Genomic DNA, 20,818 nt, shown 5'->3' with positions numbered 1-20,818 from the left:
TCGTGAGCAACCGACTGGCGCAGGCCACCAGCCCGTACCTGCTGCAGCATGCCGAGAACCCCGTGGACTGGCAGGAGTGGGGTGACGCCGCGTTCGCCGAGGCTGTGTCCCGCGACGTGCCCGTCCTCGTCTCCGTGGGCTACGCCGCATGCCACTGGTGCCACGTGATGGCCCACGAGTCGTTCGAGGACGCGGGCGTCGCGGCGTTCCTCAACGACCACTTCGTCTGCATCAAGGTGGATCGCGAGGAGCGTCCCGATGTCGACGCGGTCTACATGGCGGCGACGCAGGCGATGACCGGGGCGGGCGGCTGGCCCATGACGGTCTTCACCACGCCGACGGGGGAGCCGTTCTACTGCGGGACGTACTTCCCCCCACGCCGGGTGAACCAGATGGCGTCGTTCTCGGAGGTTCTCGCCGCGGTCGCCGCCGCCTGGACGACGCGTCGCGAGGAGGTCGTCTCGAGCGCCGGCACGATCACGGCGGCGCTCGGGCAGGGCCGAGGTGCGAGCCCGGCTTCCGATCTGGGCCACGCCGACGTGGTCGAGGAGGCTGTGCTCCGACTCGCCTCGACGTTCGACACCGTCGACGGCGGGTTCGGCGGCGCCCCGAAGTTCCCGCCGTCGATGGTGCTGGAGTGGTTGCTCCGTCACCACGCGCGCACGGGCGACCCCGACGCGCTGGAGATGGCACGGCGCACGCTCGACGCGATGGCGCGCGGCGGGATGTACGACCAGCTCGCGGGCGGCTTTGCCCGGTACGCCGTCGACGGGTCGTGGACCGTGCCGCACTTCGAGAAGATGCTCTACGACAACGCGATCCTCCTGCGGGTGTACGTGCACGCCTGGCGCACCACCGGCACGACGCTCTACCGTCGCGTCGCCCTCGAGACCGCCGAGTGGATGCTCGCGGAGCTCCGGACCGCCGAGGGCGGTCTCGCCTCGTCGTTGGACGCCGACAGCGAGGGCCGGGAGGGTGCCTTCTACGTCTGGAGCCGGGCCGAGCTGCGCGAGATCCTCGGCGATGACGAGGGCAGCTGGGCGGCCGACGTCCTCGGGGTGACCGCCGAGGGGACGTTCGAGCGCGGTTCGTCGGTGCTCCAGCGTCGGGGCGACCCGCCCGACCAGCACCGCTTCGAGGACGTGCGCGGGCGCCTTCGCGCGGCGCGGTCGCACCGGCCGCGACCGGACCTGGACGACAAGGTGGTGTCCGGGTGGAACGGCCTGGCTGTCGCCGCCCTGGCCGAGGCCGGAGCGCTCCTCGATCGGCCGGACCTGGTGGGCGCGGCGGTGAGGGCCGCCGAGGCGCTCGTCGGGACCCACCTGCGGCAGCACGGAGACGGGTCGACGCGGCTCCTGCGGTCGTCGCGCCGCGGCGTTCCCGGGAGTGCGCCCGGTGTGCTCGAGGACTACGCCAACCTCGCGGACGGTCTGCTCGCGCTGTCGGCGGTCACCGGCGACGCCCGGTGGTTCACCATCGCGGGCCGACTCCTCGAGACGGTCCTCGACCATTTCGCCGCCGCCGACGGCGGCTTTCACGACACCGCCGACGACGAGACGGACGCCGTCGTCGCCCGTGTGGGCAGACCGCGCGACCCCGCCGACGGACCCACGCCCGCCGGCCAGTCCGCGGCCGCCGGCGCCCTCCTGACCTACGCCGCCGTGACGGGCTCGCTACGTCACCGCGAGGCCGCCGAAGGTGCGCTGCGGGGTGCGCTCTCCCTCGCCACGAGGTTCCCTCGCGCGGCCGGTGCCGCGCTGGCCACGGTCGAGGCGATCCTCGACGGGCCGCGGGAGGTGGCGATCGTCGGACCCCGCGACGACCGCCGAACAGCGGCCCTGCACGCGGTCGCGATGCGGTCCACGGCGCCGGGTCTGGTCGTCGCCGTCGGGGAGCCCGGCGCACCGGGCGAACCTCGCGAGCTCCTGCTGGACCGACCGCTTGTGGCGGGCGTGCCCACCGCGTACGTCTGTCGGGGATTCGTGTGCGATCGGCCCACGACGGACCCCGAGACGCTGACGCACCAGCTCACCTGACGATCTCGACGGCTGCCGACCCGAGTCGAAGGGTTCGCCGGGGACTACGAGATCGACGTGGAGGGGCCGGCCGTGCGCGCGCCTCTCGACGAGCGTGCCCACCAGGTGGCAGTGCCCGTAGGCGGCGCCGCCCCCCGGCCGACGCGGCTGACGTCAGAGCGTGCGGCAGCTCGCCCGCTCGACCAGCTCGGTGGGCAGCCGCACGTGCGTGTCCCGCTCGACGCCGTCGAGGAGGTCCACGAGCAGCGTCAGGGCCTCCGCGCCGAGGCGCTGGAGCGGCTGGTTGATGGTGGTCAGCGGGGGAGTGGTGAGTGCCGACTCAGGCACGTTGTCGAAGCCGATGACCGAGACGTCGTCCGGCACCCGGAGGTCGAGGCTGCGTGCGACCTCGAGCGTGGCGATGGCGGACAGGTCGTTCGCGGCGAAGACCGCCGTCGGACGGAGCTCCTGCGTCAGGAGCTGGCGCGCCGGTTCCCTCGCCGTCTCGGTCTTGTAGCCGCCCACGCGAACGGAGGCGTCGTCGACGGTGACGCCCGCGTCGGCCATCGCCTGCCGGAACCCGGACTCGCGCAACCGGGCCGACTCGAGGTCGCTACGGCCGCCGAGGAACCCGATCCTGCGGTGCCCGAGGGACAGCAGGTAGTTGGTGGCCAGCACCGCGCCGCCGAAGTTGTCGGAGTCGACCGTCGGCAGCTCCGACGGCCCGGTGTGCGGGTCGACGGCGACGACGGGGACGCCGTGGTTGGTCACCACGACGGTCGGCGTGACGATGACCGCGCCGTCGATGAGCGTGCCGGAGAGCCGTGACAGGTAGCGGCGCTCCCAGCCGACGTCGCCACCGCGGCCGCCGCCGGAGTAGGCCAGCAGCTCGTACCCGGTCGAGGCGACAGCGGCGGACGCTCCCTTGAGCAGCTCCGTCGAGAAGGGTTCGAACTCGGCGACGAGGATGCCGAGCACGTTGGTGCGATGGCTGCGCAGGCTCTGCGCTCCGAGGCTCGCGGAGTAGCCGAGCTGCTCGATGACTTCCTGGACGCGGTCGACGGTGCTCTGGGCTACCCCGTACCGGCCGTTGACGACCTTGGAGACGGTCGCGACGGAGACTCCCGCGGTGCGGGCGACGTCGGCCATCTTCACGCGCGGCAGGAACTCCACCGGGCGATCATAGACGGGCGCCAATTGTTTCGAAACCGTTATCGATAACGATTGACGACGACGCGGCCGCCGTCGCAGAATCTCCATCGCCAGGCTTCGACCTACCCGTCAACGACGACAGAGGAGTTCCCTTCATGGCAAGGAAGATGCGAGGTGCGGCCCTGGTCGCACTCGGTGCGGGCATCGCGCTCGCGGTCGCCGGATGTTCCAGCTCCGACAATGGCGGCGGTGACGACAGCACCGCGGACGCCTCCAACCCGGTGGAGATGACGTTCTGGAACAACGCCACCACCGGCCCCGGCGCCGAGTTCTTCAAGGAGACGGTCAAGAGCTTCGAGGCCGCCAACCCGGGCGTCACGATCAAGATCCAGACGGTCCAGAACGAGGACCTCGACGGCAAGCTGCAGACCGCGCTCAACGCGGGCGACGCGCCCGACATCTTCCTGCAGCGCGGTGGCGGCAAGATGGCCGCGATGGTCGACGCGGGCCAGCTCATGGACATCACGGACTCGATCTCCGACGAGACCAAGGCCGGCATCGGCGAGGGTGCGTTCAAGGCCGAGTCGATCGACGGCAAGACGTACGCCATGCCGGTCGCGACGCTGCCCGGTGGCTTCTTCTACAGCCAGGACCTCTACAAGGCCGCCGGCATCACCACGCCGCCGAAGACCCTCGACGACCTGGTCGCGGCGAACAAGGCCCTCAAGGCGAACGGCGTCTCGCCGATCGCGCTCGGTGGCAAGGACGCCTGGCCGGCCGCGCACTGGTACTACTGGTTCGCGCTGCGCGAGTGCAGCGAGGACGTCCTGAACGAGACCGCCAAGACGCTGCAGTTCGACGACGAGTGCTGGACCAAGGCCGGCAACGACCTCGACGAGTTCGCCAAGGGCGGCAACTTCAACGAGGGCTTCCTCTCGACCTCTGCGCAGCAGGGTGCCGGTTCCTCGGCGGGCCTCATCGCCAACCACCAGGCCGGCGCCGAGCTCATGGGCGCCTGGGACCCGGGCGTGATCGCCTCGCTGACGCCTGACGAGAAGCCGCTGCCTGACCTGGGCTTCTACCCGTTCGTCTCGGTTCCGGGCGGCAAGGGCGACCCCAAGGCGATCATGGGTGGCGTCGACGGCTACTCGTGCTCGGCCGATGCCCCGAAGAAGGCGTGCACGGACTTCCTGAACTACCTCGCGACCAAGGACGTCCAGGAGGCCTACTACAAGGCCTTCAACGCGCCCCCCGTCAACAAGGACGCGCAGGCCGTGGTCACCGAGCCGTACCTGAAGGACGTCATCGCCGCGTTCAACGACGCGCCCTACGCGTCGCAGTGGCTCGACACCCTGTACGGCCAGAACGTCGGCAACGCGCTGAACGGTGCCGTGGTGAACCTCCTCGCCGGCCAGGGCTCGGTCGAGGACATCATCAACGCCGTCAACACCTCGTCGGCCAAGGGATAGCTAGGACGTCATGAGCGATTCACCGGTCAACCCGTTGGCCGTGAAGAACTCGCAGATCGACCGCCGCCCGCCCGCGCCGACGTGGCGTGGGGTGGCGCCAGCGCTTCGAGATCGCGATTCTTTCCGGGCCAGCCGTCATCGTGTTCGTCGGCTTCGTCATCTTTCCGGTCTTCCTCGCCGCGTACTACGGCTTCTTCCGCTGGAAGGGCTACGGCAAGCCGACCGACTTCGTCGGACTGAACAACTACAAGATCATCCTGACGGACCCGGAGTTCCACGCGGCGCTGTCGCACAACCTGTTCATCGTCATCGCGTCGCTGGTGATCCAGGGCCCGATCGCGATCGGGCTGGCGCTGCTGCTCAACCGGCGCATGCGCGGGCGCTCGTTGATCCGCGTTCTGATCTTCGTCCCGTACGTGGTCTCCGAGGTCATCGTCGGGACGGGCTGGAGCTTGATGCTCCAGAGCAACGGCGCGGCCAACGGCCTGCTCAACAAGGTCGGCCTCGGCGCGCTGGCCAGCGAGTGGCTGTCGAACCCGGACATCGCGATCTGGACCCTGATGGTCATCATCTCGTGGAAGTACATCGGGTTCGCGGTGATCCTGTTCATGGCCGCGCTGCAGAACATCCCGCAGGAGCTGTTCGAGGCGGCCTCGATCGACGGCGCCAGCTACTGGCAGATCCAGCGCACCATCACGCTGCCGCTCCTCGGCCCGACCCTGCGCATATGGGCGTTCCTGTCGATCATCGGCTCACTGCAGCTGTTCGACCTCGTCTACATCATCTGGGGCCAGTACGTCGCCGGCACCGCCGGCGTCTCGACGATGGCGACCTACATGGTCCAGTACGGCCGTACCGCAGGGAACTTCGGGTACGGCAGCGCCGTCGCGGTGGTCCTGTTCGTCATCTCCCTGATCATCGCGCTCGTCTACCAGCGCTACGTGCTGCGCCGCGACACCGCAGGCGCCCTCACGGACAAGGCCACCCGATGACTGCCTCGACGATCCAGCTGCCGGCATCGAAGCCGCCCGCCAAGCGGCCGGGCGTGAACTCCCGGGCCCGAGGCGGCGCCGGCCCGGCGACCTACTTCATCGCACTGCTGCTCGTCTCGATCATGCTCGCCCCGATCCTGTACATCATCCTCGGTGGCTTCAGGACGAACTCGCAGATCACGACGGACCCCGCAGGACTCCCGTCCCCGTGGAAGATCTCCAACTACGTCGACGTCCTGACCAACTCGACGTTCTGGCGCGAGGTGGGCAACTCGACGATCGTTGCCCTGTTCACGGCTGCTGCGGTCGTCGCGCTCGGGCTCATGGCGAGCTACGTGCTGGCGCGATACCAGTTCAGGGGGCGCGGTGCGCTCTACGCGCTGTTCGCCGCCGGACTCATGTTCCCGATCACCGTCGCGATCACGCCGCTCTACATCCTGGTCCGCAACTTCGGGCTCATCAACAACCTCGGCGGCGTGATCCTGCCGCAGATCGGCTTCGGGCTTCCGGTGACGATCATCATCCTCGTCCCGTTCCTGCGGGCGATCCCGGACGAGATCGAGGAGGCCGCGGCGATCGACGGTGCGGGCAAGCTCGGGTTCTTCTTCCGGATGGTGCTTCCGCTGTCGCTGCCGGGCGTCATCACCACGGGCATCCTTGCGTTCGTCGGCAGCTGGAACGCGTACCTCCTGCCGTTGTTCATCCTCAACGACCAGGGAACGTTCACCTTGCCGCTCGGTGTCCAAGCCTTCTCGTCGCAGTACTCGCAGGACACCGCCAAGGTGCTCGCGTTCACTTCGCTGTCCATGATCCCGGCCCTCGTCTTCTTCTCGCTCTTCGAGCGACGGATCGTCGGCGGACTCCAGGGCGCGGTCAAGGGCTGAGGGAACCCCGACATGACGGAGATTCGTACACACGCGCCTGCGGGCACCTCCCGAGCCGCCCGAGACGTGGACGAGGTGCGACTGCTCGACCTGCTCGGGCGGATGACCCTCGACGAGAAGCTCGCCCAGATGGTGGGCTTCTGGGAGAAGGCCGACGGCGAGTCGGTCGCGCCGCTGCAGGGCGAGTTCGCCGCGCCGACGGCCCTCGACGAGTTCGTGCGCCACGGGCTCGGACACCTGACGCGCCCCTACGGCACGCGCCCGGTGCGGGCCGCCGAGCGCGCGGCCTGGCTGCGGGAGTTCCAGCGCGGACTGGTCACCGGCACCCGCCTCGGCATCCCGGCGATCGTGCACGAGGAGGTGCTCACCGGCCTGTCCGCGTGGGGCGCCACGACGTACCCGACGCCGCTGGCGTGGGGCGCCGCGTTCGACCCCGAGCTCGTCGAGGAGATCGGCGCGGCGATCGGGGACTCGATGCGGACCCTCGGGGTGCACCAGGGCCTGGCACCCGTGCTCGACGTCGTGCGGGACCCGCGCTGGGGCCGGGTCGAGGAGTGCATCGGCGAGGACCCGTACCTCGTCGGCACGCTCGGCACGTCCTACGTGCGGGGGATGCAGTCACGCGGCGTGCACGCGACGCTCAAGCACTTCGTCGGCTACTCGGGCTCCCAGTCCGGCCGCAACTTCGCGCCGGTGCACGCGGGCCCGCGGGAGATCGCCGACGTGCTGCTCGTCCCGTTCGAGATGGCCATCCTCGACGGCGACGCGCGCTCGGTGATGCACGCGTACACGGAGATCGACGGCGTGCCGGTGGCGTCCGACCCGACGATCCTCACCGGGATCCTGCGCGACCTGTGGGGGTTCGACGGCACGGTCGTGGCCGACTACTTCGGCATCGCCTTCCTGCACCTCCTGCACCACGTCGCCGTCGACCTCGGCGACGCCGCCGGGCAGGCGCTCGCGGCCGGGGTCGACATCGAGCTGCCCACCGGTGACGCCTACGGGCGGCCGCTGGCGGACCGGGTCCGGGCCGGGGAGGTCGACGAGGCCCTCGTCGATCGCGCGGTGCTGCGGGTGCTCCGGCAGAAGGACGAGCTCGGTCTGCTCGACGCCACGTTCGACGACGCGCCGCCGACCGACATCGACCTCGACACCGCCGAGCAGCGCGAGCTCGCCCGGCGCCTGGCCGAGGAGTCGGTCGTGCTCGTGTCGAACGACGGCACGCTGCCCGTGCGTGGCGTGTCTCGGCTCGCGGTGATCGGCCCGAACGCCGACCGCACCGACGCGCTCTACGGCTGCTACTCGTTCGTCAACCACGTCCTCGCGCAGCACCCCGGCTTCGAGGCCGAGCTCGACGCACTGACCGTCGTCGAGGCGATCGGCGTCGAGCTCCCCGGTGCTGCGGTCCGGTCGGTGGTCGGCTGCGCCGTGGACGACGACGACCGTTCCGGCTTCGCGGCCGCCGTCGAGGCTGCCAGGGAGGCCGACCTCGCCGTCCTGGTGGTCGGCGACCACGCCGGCCTGTTCGGCCGGGGCACGTCCGGCGAGGGCTGCGACCGTGACGACCTCGAGCTGCCCGGCGTCCAGCGCCAGCTCGTCGAGGCCGTCGTGGCGACCGGGACCCCCGTGGTCCTGGTGCTCGTGACGGGCCGCCCGTACGCGATCGACTGGGCGATCGAGCAGTGCGCCGCCGTGGTCCAGGCCTTCTTCCCCGGAGAGGAGGGGGCCGGTGCGATCGCGGGTGTGCTGTCCGGGCGCGTCAACCCCTCGGGCAAGCTTCCGGTGAGCCTTCCGCGCTCGGCCGGGGCGCAGCCGTACTCCTACCTGCACCCACCCCTCGGCGAGGGTCGCGAGGTCACCAACCTGGCTTCGACACCGGCGGCCCCGTTCGGGCACGGCCTCTCGTACACCACGTTCTCGCACGAGGACCTGACGGTGGCGGCCACGGTGGCGACGGACGACTCGATCGTGGCCGAGGTGCGCGTGACCAACACCGGTGCGTCCGCGGGCGACGACGTGGTGCAGCTCTACGGGCGCGACCTCGTCGGATCCGTGACGCGGCCCGTGGCGCAGCTGCTCGGCTACCGACGTGTCCGGCTCGATCCGGGCGAGTCCGCGACGGTGACGTTCGCCGTCCCGACGACGCGCCTCGCGTTCGCGGACCGGACGATGCGCCGGATCGTCGAGCCCGGTGACGTCGACCTGTGGGTCGGCACGAGCCAGCATCGCGATACCGTCGCCCGCACGACGCTCGTCGGTGACGTCCACCTGGTGACCGGGGCGTCGGCACGCTGGACGACGACCGAGGTCCGCTGACCGCCGAAGGAAGTGCATGAGCAACGCCCACGTCGTCATCGACGCCCGGTTCACCGTCGGACCGGTCAACCGCAGGCTCTTCGGGTCCTTCGTCGAGCACCTCGGACGGTGCGTCTACGACGGCCTGTACGAGCCGACGCACCCGCTGGCCGACGAGGACGGCTTCCGCGCCGACGTGCTCGCCCTGGTCCACGAGCTGGGGGTGACGACCGTCCGGTACCCCGGTGGGAACTTCGTCTCGGGCTACCGGTGGGAGGACGGGGTCGGCCCCCGGGAGGACCGTCCGCGCCGGCTCGACCTCGCCTGGCACTCGCTCGAGACCAACGAGGTCGGGCTCGACGAGTTCGCGCGCTGGTGCCGCAAGGCCGACGTGGAGCTCATGTACGCGGTCAACCTCGGTACCCGCGGCATCGAGGAGGCGCTCGACGTCCTGGAGTACGCCAACGTCACGTCCGGCACCACCCTCTCGGACCGCCGGGTGGCGAACGGGTCGCCCGAGCCGCACGACGTCCGCATGTGGTGCCTGGGCAACGAGATGGACGGTGACTGGCAGCTCGGCTACCGCACCGCCGACGACTACGGCTCGCTGGCCGCCCGGACCGCCAAGGGGATGCGGCAGCTCGACCCGGACCTGGAGCTCGTCGTCTGCGGCTCGTCGGGCTCCGCCATGCCGACGTTCGGGTCTTGGGAGCGCACGGTGCTGCGGCACACGTACGACGACGTCTCCCACATCTCGTGCCACGCCTACTACCAGCTGCACGGCGACGACCTGGGGTCCTTCCTCGCCTCCGCGGTCGACATGGACTTCTTCATCGAGTCGGTCGTCGCCACCGCGGACGCCGTGAAGGCCGAGCTCAAGAGCGACAAGACGATCCAGATCTCGTTCGACGAGTGGAACATCTGGTATATGGAGGAGCACCAGGCGGCCGAGAAGGACCGGACCGAACGGTGGCAGGTCGCCCCTCGGCTCCTCGAGGACCGGTACACGGTGGCCGACGCGGTGGTGCTCGGGAGCCTGCTGATCTCCCTGCTCAAGCACGCCGACCGGGTCACCGCGGCGAGCCTGGCGCAGCTGGTCAACGTGATCGCCCCGATCATGACGGAGCCGGGTGGCCCGTCGTGGCGTCAGACGACGTTCTTCCCGTTCGCGCTGACCTCGCGCCTCGCCCACGGGGTCACGCTCGCCACCACGATCGAGGTCGGCTCCTACCCGACGGCCCGGCACGGCAGCGCCCCGCTGCTCGACGCGACCGCGACCCACGACGCGGACACGGGGCGCGTGTCGGTCTTCCTCGTCAACCGCGCACAGGACGCGCCGACGACCGTGACCATCGACGTCTCGGGCTTCGGGCACCTCGTGGTCGACGAGTGCCACGGTGTGCACGACGCCGACGTGAGTGCGGCCAACGATCTGCAGGACCCGACCCGCGTCGGGCCGACCGTGAACTCGACGGCGCGCCTCGAGGGCGGCATCGTGACACTCGAGCTGCCGCCCGTCAGCTGGACCGTGCTCACGCTCGAGCGCTGACCCGGAGGGACCACCGTTGTACGTCGACATGCCGTTGGACGAGCTGCGCGCCTATGCCGCACGCCTCGACGAGCCCGCTGACTGGGACCGGTTCTGGGCGGACACGCTCGAGGAGACCCGGCGGCCCGACGTGGACGTCGTCTGCCGGCGGGTCGAGACCGTGTACGTGGGTGTCGAGACGTACGACGTGACGTTCCGGGGCTTCGGGGGAGACCCGATCCGCGCGTGGCTGCGACTGCCCGCGGGCCGCCTCGAGCCGCTGCCCGTGGTGGTGCAGTTCCACGGCTACCAGGGCGGACGAGGGCACGTCGTCGAGCCGATCTCGTGGACGCTCGCGGGCTTCGCGCACCTGTCGGTCGACAACCGTGGGCAGGGCGCGAGCTGGCAGGTCGGCGCCACACCGGACCCGTACCCGGGGACGGGGCCCGAGCATCCGGGTTTCATGACCCGCGGGGTGCTCGACCCCTCCACCTACTACTACCGGCGGCTGTTCGCCGACGCGGCCCGTGCTGTCGACGCCGCGCGAGCGATCCCGCAGATCGACCCGGCACGCGTGCTCGTCGCCGGGGGGAGCCAGGGCGGCGCGATCGCGCTGGCTGCGGCAGCCCTGGTGCCGGACGTGGCCGGGGCGATGATCGACGTCCCGTTCCTGAGCGACATCGCCCGCGCCCTGACGATCACCGACGAGGACCCGTACGCGGAGGTCGTGCGCTACCTGCGCATCCGACGCGACGACGCCGACGCCGTGCTGCGGACGTTGTCGTACATCGACGGCGTCACGATGGCTCGTCGGGCTCAGGCCCCTGCGCTCTTCTCGGTCGCGTTGATGGATCCCGTGTGCCCGCCGTCGACCGTCTACGCGGCGTTCAACGCCTACGCCGGCGCGGCCAAGGAGATCGTCGAGTACCCGTGGAACCAGCACGAGGGTGGCCAGCTCGACCACGAGGAGCGCAAGCTCGTCTGGGCGCTCGACCGCGTCGGACCGTCGGAGCCCGGTACCGAGCCGAGGCCTCGTCGTGGCACGGGGTCGGCATGACGGAGCCCGTGGTCGTCCCCGCGGCACCGCTCGGACCGCTGCCCGACGCCTGGCGGACGTGCATCGGAACAGGTCGGATGAACCTCGCCCTGCGGGCCGACTACCAGGCCTCGCTCGCGCGGGTGCAACGAGAGATCGGGTTCACGCACATCCGCGGGCACGGGCTGCTCAGCGACGACATGGGACTCCTGCGGACGGAGGACGTCGGCGGTCGGTCGCACCGTCGGTACTCGTTCACCTACGTCGACCAGGTGCACGACTTCTTCCTGTCGCTCGGCATCCGACCGTTCCTCGAGCTCGGGTTCATGCCGTCGGCGCTCGCGTCCGGGCCCGAGACCGTCTTCTGGTGGAAGGGCAACATCACACCGCCGGCCGACATGGACGCGTGGGTCGACCTCGTGCAGGCCCTGCTCCGCCACCTGATCGAGCGCTACGGCATCGACGAGGTCCGGCACTGGCCGATCGAGGTGTGGAACGAGCCCAACCTCGACATCTTCTGGAAGGACGCCGACCAGGACGCCTACTTCCGGCTGTACGCGGCGACCGCACGGGCGATCAAGGAGGTGGACGCGTCGTTGCAGGTCGGGGGACCAGCTCTGGCGCCTGGGTGTGATGCGTGGTGGCCACCGTTCGCCGACTTCGTCGAACGCCATGCCGTGCCGGTCGACTTCGTGAGCAGGCACGCCTACTCCTCGTACGAGCCTGCCGAGATCCCCTTCGGCACCTACCAGAGGCTCATGCCGCCGTCGGCCCTGCTGGAGCAGTTCGCGGAGCCTCGGCTGCACCTCGCCGGCACCCGCCTCGCCGACCTGCCGGTGCACATCACGGAGTTCAACACCTCGTACCGGCCCGACAACCCGATCCACGACACCGCGTACAACGCGGCCTACCTGGCACCGGTCCTCGCGTCGGGAGGCGATCTGGTCGACTCGTTCTCCTACTGGACGTTCTGCGACGTCTTCGAGGAGCTGAACATCCCGACCTCGTTCTTCCACGGGGGCTTCGGCCTGCTCACGCACCGGCAGGTGGCGAAGCCGACGTTCCACCTCTACGCCTTCATGGCTCGGCTCGCCTCCCAGGTGCTCGCCCGCGGCGAGGACCACCTGGTGTGCGCGGACCCGGACGGCCGCGTGACGGTCCTGGCCTGGCAACCCGTCGGCTCCGGCGACGGACCGGCGCCCGACCGCCACGAGCTGTCCCTGTCGGTGCCCTGCAGCTCCTCGGGTTCTCCACTGCCGGACGGTACCGGCGTGTTCGTCCGGCGCGAGAGGGTCAACGAGACCGCCGGGAACGCGTTCACGGCGTGGCGCGAGCTCGGCCGACCGGCGACACCCACCGCGCGGCAGCTCGACGACCTGCAGGCGTGCGCGAGCCCCGCCCTGGAGCACTCCCGACTGACCGTGGAGCGCGGACGCGTCACCCTGCGCCTGTCGCTGTCGCAGCACGAGGTGACCCTCGTCGAGCTCACCCCGGTCGTGGACACGGTCTACGACGGGCTGGACGACCGGCGACTGCTCGGCGGTGTCGACGACCGTCTCCTGGTCGAGCACGAGCGCTGAGAGCGGGACGCGACCCGTCACGGGGCCAGGAGACCGAGGTCCGTCGTGCCTCTCCGGGAGGTCGAACGGGCCGGGACGCAGGTCCTCGCAGCGGACGAGCGCATCGTCCTCGTTCCCTGACCAGAGGCCTCAGGTGGTGGCTGCGGCGCCCGCGATGACGACGTGGAGGCAGTCGTCGAACAGGTCGTCGGGCGTGCGCCCGTCCTGCAAGTAGTCGGTGATCCCCGCGATCACGGTGGGGTGAGCCGCGGCGAACTCGGCCAGGTCCCAGCTCTCGAGCGCGACCTGGTCGGGGCGGGGTGCTTGCTCCTCGAGCACGTAGCCGACGGTGAAGCGCTCGGTGGCCAGGGTGATCACGCGCGCCTGGCGGAGCGGGACGCCCGCGTCGACGAGAGCGCTCATGGCGCGCTCGGAGATGGTGTTCATCGCGGCGGACAGCTGCGCGGCGGAGACCACGCGCGCTCCGTCGGGGTGGGCGAGCAACGCTCGGCGCAGCCCTCGGGCGAGCCCCGTCAGCCAGTCCTCCCAGGCCTCGTCGTCCTTGGGGGCCGACAGGTGCTGCACCAGGTCGGCGAGGATCGCGTCGGCGATCGCGGTGACGAGGGCGGCCTTGTTGGGCACGTGCCAGTAGAGCGAGGGGGACTGCACGCCGAGGCGGGTGGCGAGCTTGCGCGTCGTGACTCCGTCGAGCCCGTCGGCGTCCAGGAGCGCGACCGCCTCGGAGACGACCTGCGCGCGGTCCAACGCCATCGTCCGACCCCTTCCGCGAAAGCCTGTACTCCGACTCTATCAGTGATAGATTCTCCCTATCGGTGGTAGGGAGGATCGCGTCCCGCCACCGCTCGACGACGAGAGGGGAAGCCATGTCGAAGGAACACGTCGTGCGAGACGTGCTGCACGAGGCGACGCACCACGTGCCGGGGGTTCCCGAGCACCAGGAGAACCCCGACGGCCATCGAGGCCCCGGCCATCACGGTGGGTCTGTGCACGCGCGCTCGCTCCAGGGTCGCGACGCCGGCCCGGCTCCCGCGCACGATCGCCCGCCGCGGGTGCTGGTGGGCTGGCAGAGCTGGATCGCCGGCCTGTTCTCGCGCCAGACCGACTGACCTCAGGCGAAGGAGAACAGCGGCGGGAAGACGATCACGACGACCGCCGCCCAGGCCGCGTAGACCGGCAGGTACCGCGTCTGCCAGCGCTCGAGCTCCGCGAACGTGCCGCGACCACGCAGGAACCGGGCGCTCCGCCACGCGGAGACCCCGAGGTGGACGAGCAGCAGGAGGTTGAGCCCGAGCGCGGCGATCTTGTTGGGGCTGGTCCCGAACTGCGCGATCCGCGTGAGCATCGCGGTCAGCATGACGGCGTCGACCGCGAGGGCCGTCCCCACCAGGACGAGCTGGAGCCAGTCGGAGAGCGCGGGGGGTGCGAGCGGGTCGCGGGCCGAGATCGAGTAGAGGAGCAGCGCCAGGACGAGCACGAGGATCGCGTCCATCAGGATGAGCAGGTCGCGGTCCACCTCGACGAGGCCTCCCGACGCGATCAGGGCCACGAGGACGGCCACCAGCATGACGATGGTCAGCGGCGTGAAGATCCGGGTCAGCACGGGCGCGATGTTCTCGACGACGTCCTGCTTGGCCTCGACGAGCCAGGCGGCGACGATGAGGGCGCCGGGGACGGCGAACGGCATCACCCAGCCCGCGATCACCGGTTCGGGGTCGATGCCGACGAGCTGCAGCACCCCGGCGGTGAGCCCGAGCAGGACCCCGCCGCCCAGCGCGAGCAGCGTGAAGTAGATCGCGAGCTCGCCCGTGAACCGCACGAAGTCCATGCGCCGGCCGTCCGAGCGCCAGGAGCCGGCGACGTACGCGAGCCCCACCAGCAGCCACAGGACGACGGGTGTGTGCAGCACCGCGAGCACCTCGGTCGACCCCTCGGGGACGAACGGGTACGCGTTGAGCACGACGGCCAGCACGACGAACGGCACGGCGATCGCCGCCACGGTCCGCGGGCCTGCCTGCCGCTTCCACCCGAGGTACGCGGCAAGGAACGGCACGACGAGCAGGCCCGCGTTGAGCGCGAAGGTGATCTCGTCGTCGAACCAGGCGATCCCGGCTCGCACCGCGACGCCCGCGCCGACGGCGAGTGCGAGCACCACGGTGAGCTCGCGCCAGCGCGGCGAGGGCGAGCCGGGGGACTCGTCGGGGACGAGCGCGAGCTGTTTCCACAGCCGGTCCGAGTGCTCACGGGCGTACTCGCGGGAGACCGCGTCCAGGTTGCCGAGGCGCTTGATCGCGACGAGGAACGCCTCGTCGTCGTCGAGCCCGATCGCGCGCAGGTCCGTCACCTGTCCGCGCAGGTGGTCCTCGAGCTCGTCGACGTCCGCCGACGAGATGACCTGACGCCGGTGCACGTACCCGCGCCACCTGTCGACCTGGGCCTCGAGCTCGTCGTCGTGCGCCATCACGCCCACCCCTCGACGACGGTGGCGGGCCGCGGCGCCGACTCCCAGACCTGCCGGAGCGCGTCCGCGACGACGGTCCACTGCGCCTGCCGCTCGGCGAGCGCCGCGCGCCCGGTCGGGGTGATCGCGTAGTGCTTGCGACGCCGGCCGGACTCGGACGTGCCCCAGGACGACGAGACGTGGCCCAGCCGTTCGAGCCGGTGCAGGAGCGGGTAGAGCATGCCGTCGGTCCACTGCATGCGTCCCCCGGAGAGCTCGCCGACGCGTTTGAGGATCGCGTAGCCGTAGAGGTCGCCGTCCACGAGGATCCCGAGCACGAGCGGGGTCGCCGAGGCGGCGACCAGGTCCTTGTCGATGCGCACGACAGCTCCTCTACCTTGATGTGCTAGGTATTAAACCCTAGCGGCTCTAGGTATGGAGTCGACCGTTCGGGGGACTAGCTCGCCCCGACGGGCGCCATGCGCTCGGCGCGGGCGACCGCGTCGGGGATGGTCAGCCGGGTCACCGCGCCGCTGTGCCGGTCGACCAGGCGCGGCCCGTTGGCGACCGGTCCGTCGCCGCGTCCGCCGCTGGTGTCGAGGACGACCAGCAGGAACGACGCCTCGTCCTGGCGCGCCCGCCGACGGTCCACGTGCAGGTGGGGGGAGTCGAGCGTGGCCTCGACGGCCGCGACGGCCTCCGCCAGCGTCATCTCGTTCACGGTCATCGGGGAGCCCTCTCTCGCGCACTGCTCGTCGCAGGCGAAACAGGTACCTGGTCGCTCGGCATTCCGGCGCCGGCCCGATCCCGAACCCGCCCCGCCCGTCTAGCGGGGTCGGACCGGGTCGGCCACACGCCCGAGCCATGTGCTGACCAGGGGCTCCCGCTCGAAGCAGCTGTCCGCCTTCGGGCCGCCCCAGTAGGCGCCGTGGATGGAGAAGTCGCCCATCAGGAAGATCTGCCACCACGGCTGCGCCGGCAGGTAGGTCACCTGTCGAGTGGGCTGCAGTGCCGCGCCGGGCGTCGCGGGCGTCGTCTGGGTCGTCGTGTCGTCGTCGTCGCGGAAGTTGGAGCCGAAGACGTCGGACGCGTTCAGGACGTTGATCCACTCGAGGTTCGAGGGGTAGGGCCAGCGGTCCTCGAACCACCGCGGCCAGTAGAGCCGCGCGAAGTCGGCGGGGCACCCGATGGTCGTCAACGACGTCACCATCGACGCCAGGTCGCGAAGGTTCGGGTCGACGAGCGTCTCGCCGTCCCGGCTTCGCTGCGGGAAGAGGGCGTCCAGCAGCACCAAGGACCCGAAGCTGAAGCCGACGAGGTGGATCGGCCCCCTCCACGTCCGGTCGCGCAGGCCGTCGAGGGCCTCCCAGACGGTGCGCACGACGGCCGCCCGGTAGCGGGGATCGTCGGCGAAGTTCATCATCCGTTCGATGCGCTCGGCGCCGGCCGTGAACTGCGGGCGGTACCGGGCCCAGATCCCCGCGACGGCCACACCGGAGCCGATCGAGATCACGGCGGCGTTGTCGTCCCCGATGAACCCGTCCCCGATCCCCATGGCGTGCAGCGACGTCACGATCGCGACGACGGCCAGCAGGAGCAGCACCACCAGGGAGCCGAACCCCCACAGGAGCTGCATCCGAGCGCGGGCCGACTTGCCGGCCCGGCGGATCGCGGGAACGAGCATCAGCATCCCGCGGATCGCGAGGAACCCGCTCCGGACGAATCCCGGTGCCGACGCGCCCCTCCCGATCAGGTCGGCATCCTCGAGCCGGCTCAGGTAGTCCAGCTCGAGGACGTCCAGGACGGGCGAGCCGTCGGGTCCCACGATCGTCTTGCAGACCCGAAGGCCGGTGCCCTGCTCGCTCCTGTCGACCACCTTGTAGGTGCCGGGCAGGATGCTCGCCTTCTTCGCGATCAGCTCGGCCACGCGGGTGCCGCTGTTCGACGACGAGCGGGCGAACGCCGGCGCGAAGATCAGGATCGGCAGCGTGCCGTCGCTCGGGTCGACGGGCTGGCTCGTGGGCGGTGCCGGTGCCGGCACTGCTGCGGGCGCCATCTCGGGTGCTGCCTGCTCGCGTCGCTCGGTGTCCACGGACATGAGGCCCCTCCTCGTCGATCACTGAGAAAGGGTGAGATCGCCGTGGGCAGATACCTGCGGGCTCCGGTCACCCTCCCGACGTGTCGAGCGAGCCGTGCCGCAGGACCTGCCACACGGTCGGGAGCATCCTGCGGGCCGGGATGCCCTTCATGATCCTCGCGACCTGTCGGCCGACGACGAGCACACCGGCGACGCCGACGACGGACTGGACGACGATGAGCCAGATGAGCGCGTCGTCGGCCGGGATGCCGAGGACGTCGGCGAGCACGGGCGCGGCGAGCCAGACCGGGATCCACCACAGGAAGACGAGGAAGATGCCGACGCGCAGCCGCGTCGGCGACACCCCCGGGTCGTCGTCCGGCACGGCCCCGCGCGCCTATGCCCGGAGCGGGCCGCGCACGATCGAGTCGCCGGAGTGCGCCGGGTTCCCGTCGAGGCTCTCCTGCGACACGTCGACCACGGAGTACTGGGCCAGGTCGAGCCCCGCCGGCAGGTCGAACCGGCCCGACGTCCCCTCGAGCGTGCCGAGGCTGACCAGGCCGGTGACGTCGGGCGTCAGCAGCCAGACCTCCTGGAAGGCGTCGTCGGACGGCACGGCGGTGGACAGGTCGACCACCAGGACCCGGCCACCGTCGGGTGCGGTCTCGACGACGGCCGAGCCGGTCGCGCTCCACCCCGGGAGCGGTTCGAGCGTCGCCGTGGCCAGCACGGTGACCGGCTCGGTGCGGTTCGAGATCCACCACGCACCGCCGCCACCGATGACGAGCCCGACGGCCGCGGCGCCGGCCAACCACGGCCACGGGCGCTGCCGACGGCGCGAGCTCAGTGGGACGACCTGAGCGGGTGGTGGTTCCGGGGGCGCGACGGCCGCGCGGGTCTGCGGGGCGAGGCCCAGCTCGTCGGCGACGCGCTCCCAGACGGCGGGCGCGGGCGCGACGATCGGCAGGTCGCCGTTCCCGGAGCGGGCGATCCCGACGACCTCGCGCAGGGTCGACAGCTCGCCGGTGCAGCGCTCGCAGCGCTCGAGGTGGGCGAGGTCCGCTGCGGACCCGACGTCCTCGCCGAGCGCGAGGAGGGCGAGCACGTCGTCGTCCACGTGCGACTCATCGAACGACACCGTCGGCCTCCCATCTGGTCCGTAGTCGGGCGAGGCTGCGCCGGACGTGACTCTTGACCGTGCCGAGCGGCAGGTCGAGCCGGTTCGCGATCTGGTCGTGGGTGAGGTCGTCGTAGAAGGCGAGCCGCAGGATCGTGCGCTGCGGGTCGCCGAGCCGGTCCAGCTCGTCGGCGATCACCACGCGGTCCACCACGCGGTCGTCGACGACCGACGGCACCTCGTGCAGGGACTCCGCCGACCTGTCGCGCAGCCGTCGGTCCCGGGAGCGCCGCTCGTGCGCGTCGGCGACGACGTGGCGCGTGATGCCGAGCAGCCAGGCGGGCAGCCGCGACCGGGTGGGGTCGAACCGTTCACGGCTGCGCCAGGCCTGGACGAAGACCAGCTGGGTGACGTCCTCGGCGTCGGGGACGCTGCCGAGCGAACGGACCGCGATCGAGTGCACGAGCGTCGCCCAGCGCCGGTACGCCTCGGCGAGGGCGGACTCGTCCCCGCCGGCGAAGGCCAGACCCAGCTCTTCGACGCCGTCACCGTCCGGATCCCGGCCGTGGACGGCGTGCAGGCGCGCCTCGTCCCTGGAGCCCGGTCCGGGTACGGTCACGGACGGCTCCTCACTCGTGTGCGCCAGTGTCATGTCGCTATCCATCGACCGGCTCGGCCGTGACGACGACGTTGTCCTCATAGTGCCCGATGTCCCGTCGGAATGTCCCGCCGCAGGTCACGAGCACCAGTCGCGGCGCGCCCGTCCGGTCGAACCACTGCGCGACGGGCGCCACGTCCTTGGCGACCTCCTGGCGGTCGACGACCGTGTACGCGTGCTCGACGCCGTCCGCGGTCGTGAGCGTGAGCGTCGCTCCCGGGGCGACGTCGCGCAGCCGCGCGAACTGTCCGACGCCGGTGAGCCGGCTGTCGACGTGGGCGGCCAGCACGGTGGCGCCCTGGACGTCGGAGGGCGCCGGCCCGAACCGGTACCAGCCGGCGCGGTTCGCGTCCGGGGGGATCTGCATCTCGCCGTCGTCCTGGACGCCCACCGGGTCCACCGCCATGTCGATCGAGACGTCCGGCACGACGAGCCGTACGGGCGCCGGCGTCGCCGCGGCCGGGGGTGTCGCGCCGAGCGCGGCGTCGTGCACGGGGACCGACGGCACGGGCGCCGACGGCTCGGGTGGCGAGAGGCTCGGCCGCGGTCCCGCCGTGGAGGGCGACGGGACCGCGGGGTCCGGGCCGCTGCAGGCGGTGACGAGGCCGATCGCGGCGACCAGGACGACGAGCGCAGGGCGCACCGAGGCCCGGGCAGGCGCGGCGGCCTGCCCGGGCATCGGTGAACCGGTCCGCGACAGGGTCAGCTCGACCGGGTCGACGAGCGGCGGGCGATCCCCAGACCGGCCAGGCCTGCGACGGCCAGCGCTCCGAGCGCGTACGGCCAGGCGGGTGTGCCGGAGTCGCTGACGAGGCCGACCTCGCCCGCGTTCACACCGGAGGGGGAGCCGTGCAGGCCGGTGATCGTCTGCGTGGCGAGCGCGAGCGTGGCGGGCGTGGCCGTCGCGCTGCCCCATGCGTAGACGATCGTGTTCGTGCCCTCGGTGACCGGCACGTCGGCCGGGCCCAGGAGCGCTGGTGTCGTCGTCCCGGCCGCGGTGACGCTCGCCGAGACCGTCCCGGCCGGCAGGTTCAGCACCTTCTCGTTCGGGTTGGTGAGGTTCGTGATCACCGCGGTCCCGCCCGCGAGGACGTCGACCCCGGGTGCCGCGGCGACGTGCCGCACCGTCAGCCGCCCCTGCCCGGCGGCCGTGGTGGAGATGTCGTTCGTGAACAGCGTGGCGGTCGGGGTGCCGGCCGCGTCGAGGTGGGCCACGGCGGTGTAGTTCTTGCCGGCCTCGAGCGCGAGATCGACCGGCCCGATCGCCGGTGCCGAGGCGTCGGCGGCGTCCGCGGCCGTGATGGCGACGGTGTACGTCCCGGCCGGAAGGTCCAGGGGACCCGCCATCGACCCGGGTGTGAAGTCGTCGAGCGTCCGCTCGCCGTTGACCCACACGTCGACGGTGAGCCCGGGCACGCCGTGGAACACGGAGAGCTTGGCGGGGTCCGCGGCCGACGCGGGCACCGCGGCGAGCGTGAGGAGGGCGAGGGTTCCGGCGGCGATGCCGGCGAGCAGTCGTGCGCGCATGGTGCGTCCTTCGAGGACTGGCCCGACGAGCGGGGCGGCCGATGTGCTGAC

20 protein-coding genes are annotated in these 20,818 nt (G+C 71.3%); 9 read left to right on the top strand and 11 right to left on the bottom strand.

From position 1 onward, the window contains the following. Window positions 1–2: 2 nt before the first annotated feature. A complete protein-coding gene (locus AC1DUE_RS03550; protein ID WP_477038010.1) occupies window positions 3–2,036 on the top strand; it encodes a thioredoxin domain-containing protein in 2,034 nt (677 codons plus the stop codon). 153 nt (window positions 2,037–2,189) lie between these two features. On the opposite strand, the gene AC1DUE_RS03545 is transcribed toward AC1DUE_RS03550, so the two are convergent. Beyond that, window positions 2,190–3,164: a LacI family DNA-binding transcriptional regulator gene (locus tag AC1DUE_RS03545; protein WP_477038098.1), complete on the bottom strand. Its 975-nt coding sequence runs from the start codon at window positions 3,162–3,164 to the stop codon at window positions 2,190–2,192. A 158-nt stretch (window positions 3,165–3,322) separates the two neighbouring features. Between AC1DUE_RS03545 and AC1DUE_RS03540 the strand changes: the two genes are divergently transcribed. The 7 genes from AC1DUE_RS03540 to AC1DUE_RS03510 all read left to right on the top strand — a co-directional run bounded on the left by AC1DUE_RS03540 (window position 3,323) and on the right by AC1DUE_RS03510 (window position 12,951). Next, the gene (locus AC1DUE_RS03540; protein ID WP_477038009.1) at window positions 3,323–4,636 is read left to right on the top strand and encodes an ABC transporter substrate-binding protein; all 1,314 of its coding nucleotides are present in this window, start codon (window positions 3,323–3,325) and stop codon (window positions 4,634–4,636) included. Between the two features lie 86 nt (window positions 4,637–4,722). Beyond that, window positions 4,723–5,628 carry a carbohydrate ABC transporter permease gene (locus AC1DUE_RS03535; RefSeq protein ID WP_477038008.1) on the top strand — a complete coding sequence of 302 codons (906 nt, stop codon included), beginning with the start codon at window positions 4,723–4,725 and terminating at the stop codon, window positions 5,626–5,628. Further along, the gene (locus tag AC1DUE_RS03530) at window positions 5,625–6,512 is read left to right on the top strand and encodes a carbohydrate ABC transporter permease (RefSeq protein WP_477038007.1); all 888 of its coding nucleotides are present in this window, start codon (window positions 5,625–5,627) and stop codon (window positions 6,510–6,512) included. Before AC1DUE_RS03535 ends, AC1DUE_RS03530 begins: the two co-directional genes overlap by 4 nt. Before the next feature lie 12 nt (window positions 6,513–6,524). Next, window positions 6,525–8,828 (top strand): beta-xylosidase/alpha-l-arabinosidase, encoded by a 2,304-nt coding sequence (locus AC1DUE_RS03525; protein ID WP_477038006.1) that lies wholly within the window; start codon window positions 6,525–6,527, stop codon window positions 8,826–8,828. 16 nt (window positions 8,829–8,844) lie between these two features. Next, entirely contained in the window at window positions 8,845–10,356 is a 1,512-nt protein-coding gene (arfA, locus tag AC1DUE_RS03520; RefSeq protein WP_477038005.1) for an arabinosylfuranosidase ArfA, read from the top strand. Window positions 10,357–10,372: 16 nt separating this feature from the next. Beyond that, a complete protein-coding gene (locus AC1DUE_RS03515) occupies window positions 10,373–11,392 on the top strand; it encodes an acetylxylan esterase (protein WP_477038004.1) in 1,020 nt (339 codons plus the stop codon). Beyond that, complete coding sequence (locus tag AC1DUE_RS03510; RefSeq protein WP_477038003.1) at window positions 11,389–12,951, top strand: GH39 family glycosyl hydrolase; 1,563 nt, start codon at window positions 11,389–11,391, stop codon at window positions 12,949–12,951. The genes AC1DUE_RS03515 and AC1DUE_RS03510 overlap by 4 nt, the downstream gene beginning before the upstream one ends. 129 nt (window positions 12,952–13,080) lie before the next feature. On the opposite strand, the gene AC1DUE_RS03505 is transcribed toward AC1DUE_RS03510, so the two are convergent. After that, the gene (locus AC1DUE_RS03505) at window positions 13,081–13,701 is read right to left on the bottom strand and encodes a TetR/AcrR family transcriptional regulator C-terminal domain-containing protein (protein ID WP_477038002.1); all 621 of its coding nucleotides are present in this window, start codon (window positions 13,699–13,701) and stop codon (window positions 13,081–13,083) included. Window positions 13,702–13,814: 113 nt separating this feature from the next. Between AC1DUE_RS03505 and AC1DUE_RS03500 the strand changes: the two genes are divergently transcribed. Then, complete coding sequence (locus AC1DUE_RS03500) at window positions 13,815–14,057, top strand: hypothetical protein (protein WP_477038001.1); 243 nt, start codon at window positions 13,815–13,817, stop codon at window positions 14,055–14,057. Between the two features lie 2 nt (window positions 14,058–14,059). On the opposite strand, the gene AC1DUE_RS03495 is transcribed toward AC1DUE_RS03500, so the two are convergent. From AC1DUE_RS03495 to AC1DUE_RS03455, 9 genes are all read right to left on the bottom strand, one after another. Then, window positions 14,060–15,409 (bottom strand): permease prefix domain 1-containing protein, encoded by a 1,350-nt coding sequence (locus tag AC1DUE_RS03495; protein WP_477038000.1) that lies wholly within the window; start codon window positions 15,407–15,409, stop codon window positions 14,060–14,062. Beyond that, on the bottom strand, window positions 15,409–15,771 hold the full coding sequence (locus tag AC1DUE_RS03490) for a PadR family transcriptional regulator (RefSeq protein ID WP_477037999.1): 363 nt from the start codon (window positions 15,769–15,771) through the stop codon (window positions 15,409–15,411). The genes AC1DUE_RS03495 and AC1DUE_RS03490 overlap by 1 nt, the downstream gene beginning before the upstream one ends. A gap of 74 nt (window positions 15,772–15,845) precedes the next feature. Next, window positions 15,846–16,115 carry a hypothetical protein gene (locus tag AC1DUE_RS03485; protein WP_477037998.1) on the bottom strand — a complete coding sequence of 90 codons (270 nt, stop codon included), beginning with the start codon at window positions 16,113–16,115 and terminating at the stop codon, window positions 15,846–15,848. A gap of 99 nt (window positions 16,116–16,214) precedes the next feature. Then, on the bottom strand, window positions 16,215–17,486 hold the full coding sequence (locus tag AC1DUE_RS03480; RefSeq protein ID WP_477037997.1) for a hypothetical protein: 1,272 nt from the start codon (window positions 17,484–17,486) through the stop codon (window positions 16,215–16,217). A gap of 67 nt (window positions 17,487–17,553) precedes the next feature. Further along, entirely contained in the window at window positions 17,554–17,850 is a 297-nt protein-coding gene (locus AC1DUE_RS03475; RefSeq protein ID WP_477037996.1) for a hypothetical protein, read from the bottom strand. A gap of 12 nt (window positions 17,851–17,862) precedes the next feature. Next, entirely contained in the window at window positions 17,863–18,603 is a 741-nt protein-coding gene (locus AC1DUE_RS03470) for an anti-sigma factor (RefSeq protein ID WP_477037995.1), read from the bottom strand. Continuing rightward, a complete protein-coding gene (locus AC1DUE_RS03465) occupies window positions 18,590–19,201 on the bottom strand; it encodes an RNA polymerase sigma factor (protein ID WP_477037994.1) in 612 nt (203 codons plus the stop codon). The genes AC1DUE_RS03470 and AC1DUE_RS03465 overlap by 14 nt, the downstream gene beginning before the upstream one ends. Window positions 19,202–19,238: 37 nt before the next feature. Next, window positions 19,239–19,919 (bottom strand): class F sortase, encoded by a 681-nt coding sequence (locus AC1DUE_RS03460; RefSeq protein WP_477037993.1) that lies wholly within the window; start codon window positions 19,917–19,919, stop codon window positions 19,239–19,241. 23 nt (window positions 19,920–19,942) lie between these two features. Further along, window positions 19,943–20,767: a DUF4397 domain-containing protein gene (locus tag AC1DUE_RS03455; protein ID WP_477037992.1), complete on the bottom strand. Its 825-nt coding sequence runs from the start codon at window positions 20,765–20,767 to the stop codon at window positions 19,943–19,945. Between the last annotated feature and the right edge of the window lie 51 nt (window positions 20,768–20,818).

Source organism: Cellulomonas sp. P4_A2 (assembly GCF_056402515.1).
This window is presented reverse-complemented; position numbering and strand designations above follow the sequence as displayed.

Coding starts and splice junctions, on each gene's coding strand:
- AC1DUE_RS03545 (WP_477038098.1), bottom strand. CDS start 3,164: ATGGCCGACGTCGCCCGCACCGCGGGAGTCTCCGTCGCGACCGTCTCC.
- AC1DUE_RS03540 (WP_477038009.1), top strand. CDS start 3,323: ATGGCAAGGAAGATGCGAGGTGCGGCCCTGGTCGCACTCGGTGCGGGC.
- AC1DUE_RS03530 (WP_477038007.1), top strand. CDS start 5,625: ATGACTGCCTCGACGATCCAGCTGCCGGCATCGAAGCCGCCCGCCAAG.
- AC1DUE_RS03525 (WP_477038006.1), top strand. CDS start 6,525: ATGACGGAGATTCGTACACACGCGCCTGCGGGCACCTCCCGAGCCGCC.
- arfA (WP_477038005.1), top strand. CDS start 8,845: ATGAGCAACGCCCACGTCGTCATCGACGCCCGGTTCACCGTCGGACCG.
- AC1DUE_RS03510 (WP_477038003.1), top strand. CDS start 11,389: ATGACGGAGCCCGTGGTCGTCCCCGCGGCACCGCTCGGACCGCTGCCC.
- AC1DUE_RS03505 (WP_477038002.1), bottom strand. CDS start 13,701: ATGGCGTTGGACCGCGCGCAGGTCGTCTCCGAGGCGGTCGCGCTCCTG.
- AC1DUE_RS03500 (WP_477038001.1), top strand. CDS start 13,815: ATGTCGAAGGAACACGTCGTGCGAGACGTGCTGCACGAGGCGACGCAC.
- AC1DUE_RS03495 (WP_477038000.1), bottom strand. CDS start 15,409: ATGGCGCACGACGACGAGCTCGAGGCCCAGGTCGACAGGTGGCGCGGG.
- AC1DUE_RS03485 (WP_477037998.1), bottom strand. CDS start 16,115: ATGACCGTGAACGAGATGACGCTGGCGGAGGCCGTCGCGGCCGTCGAG.
- AC1DUE_RS03480 (WP_477037997.1), bottom strand. CDS start 17,486: ATGTCCGTGGACACCGAGCGACGCGAGCAGGCAGCACCCGAGATGGCG.
- AC1DUE_RS03460 (WP_477037993.1), bottom strand. CDS start 19,919: ATGCCCGGGCAGGCCGCCGCGCCTGCCCGGGCCTCGGTGCGCCCTGCG.
- AC1DUE_RS03455 (WP_477037992.1), bottom strand. CDS start 20,767: ATGCGCGCACGACTGCTCGCCGGCATCGCCGCCGGAACCCTCGCCCTC.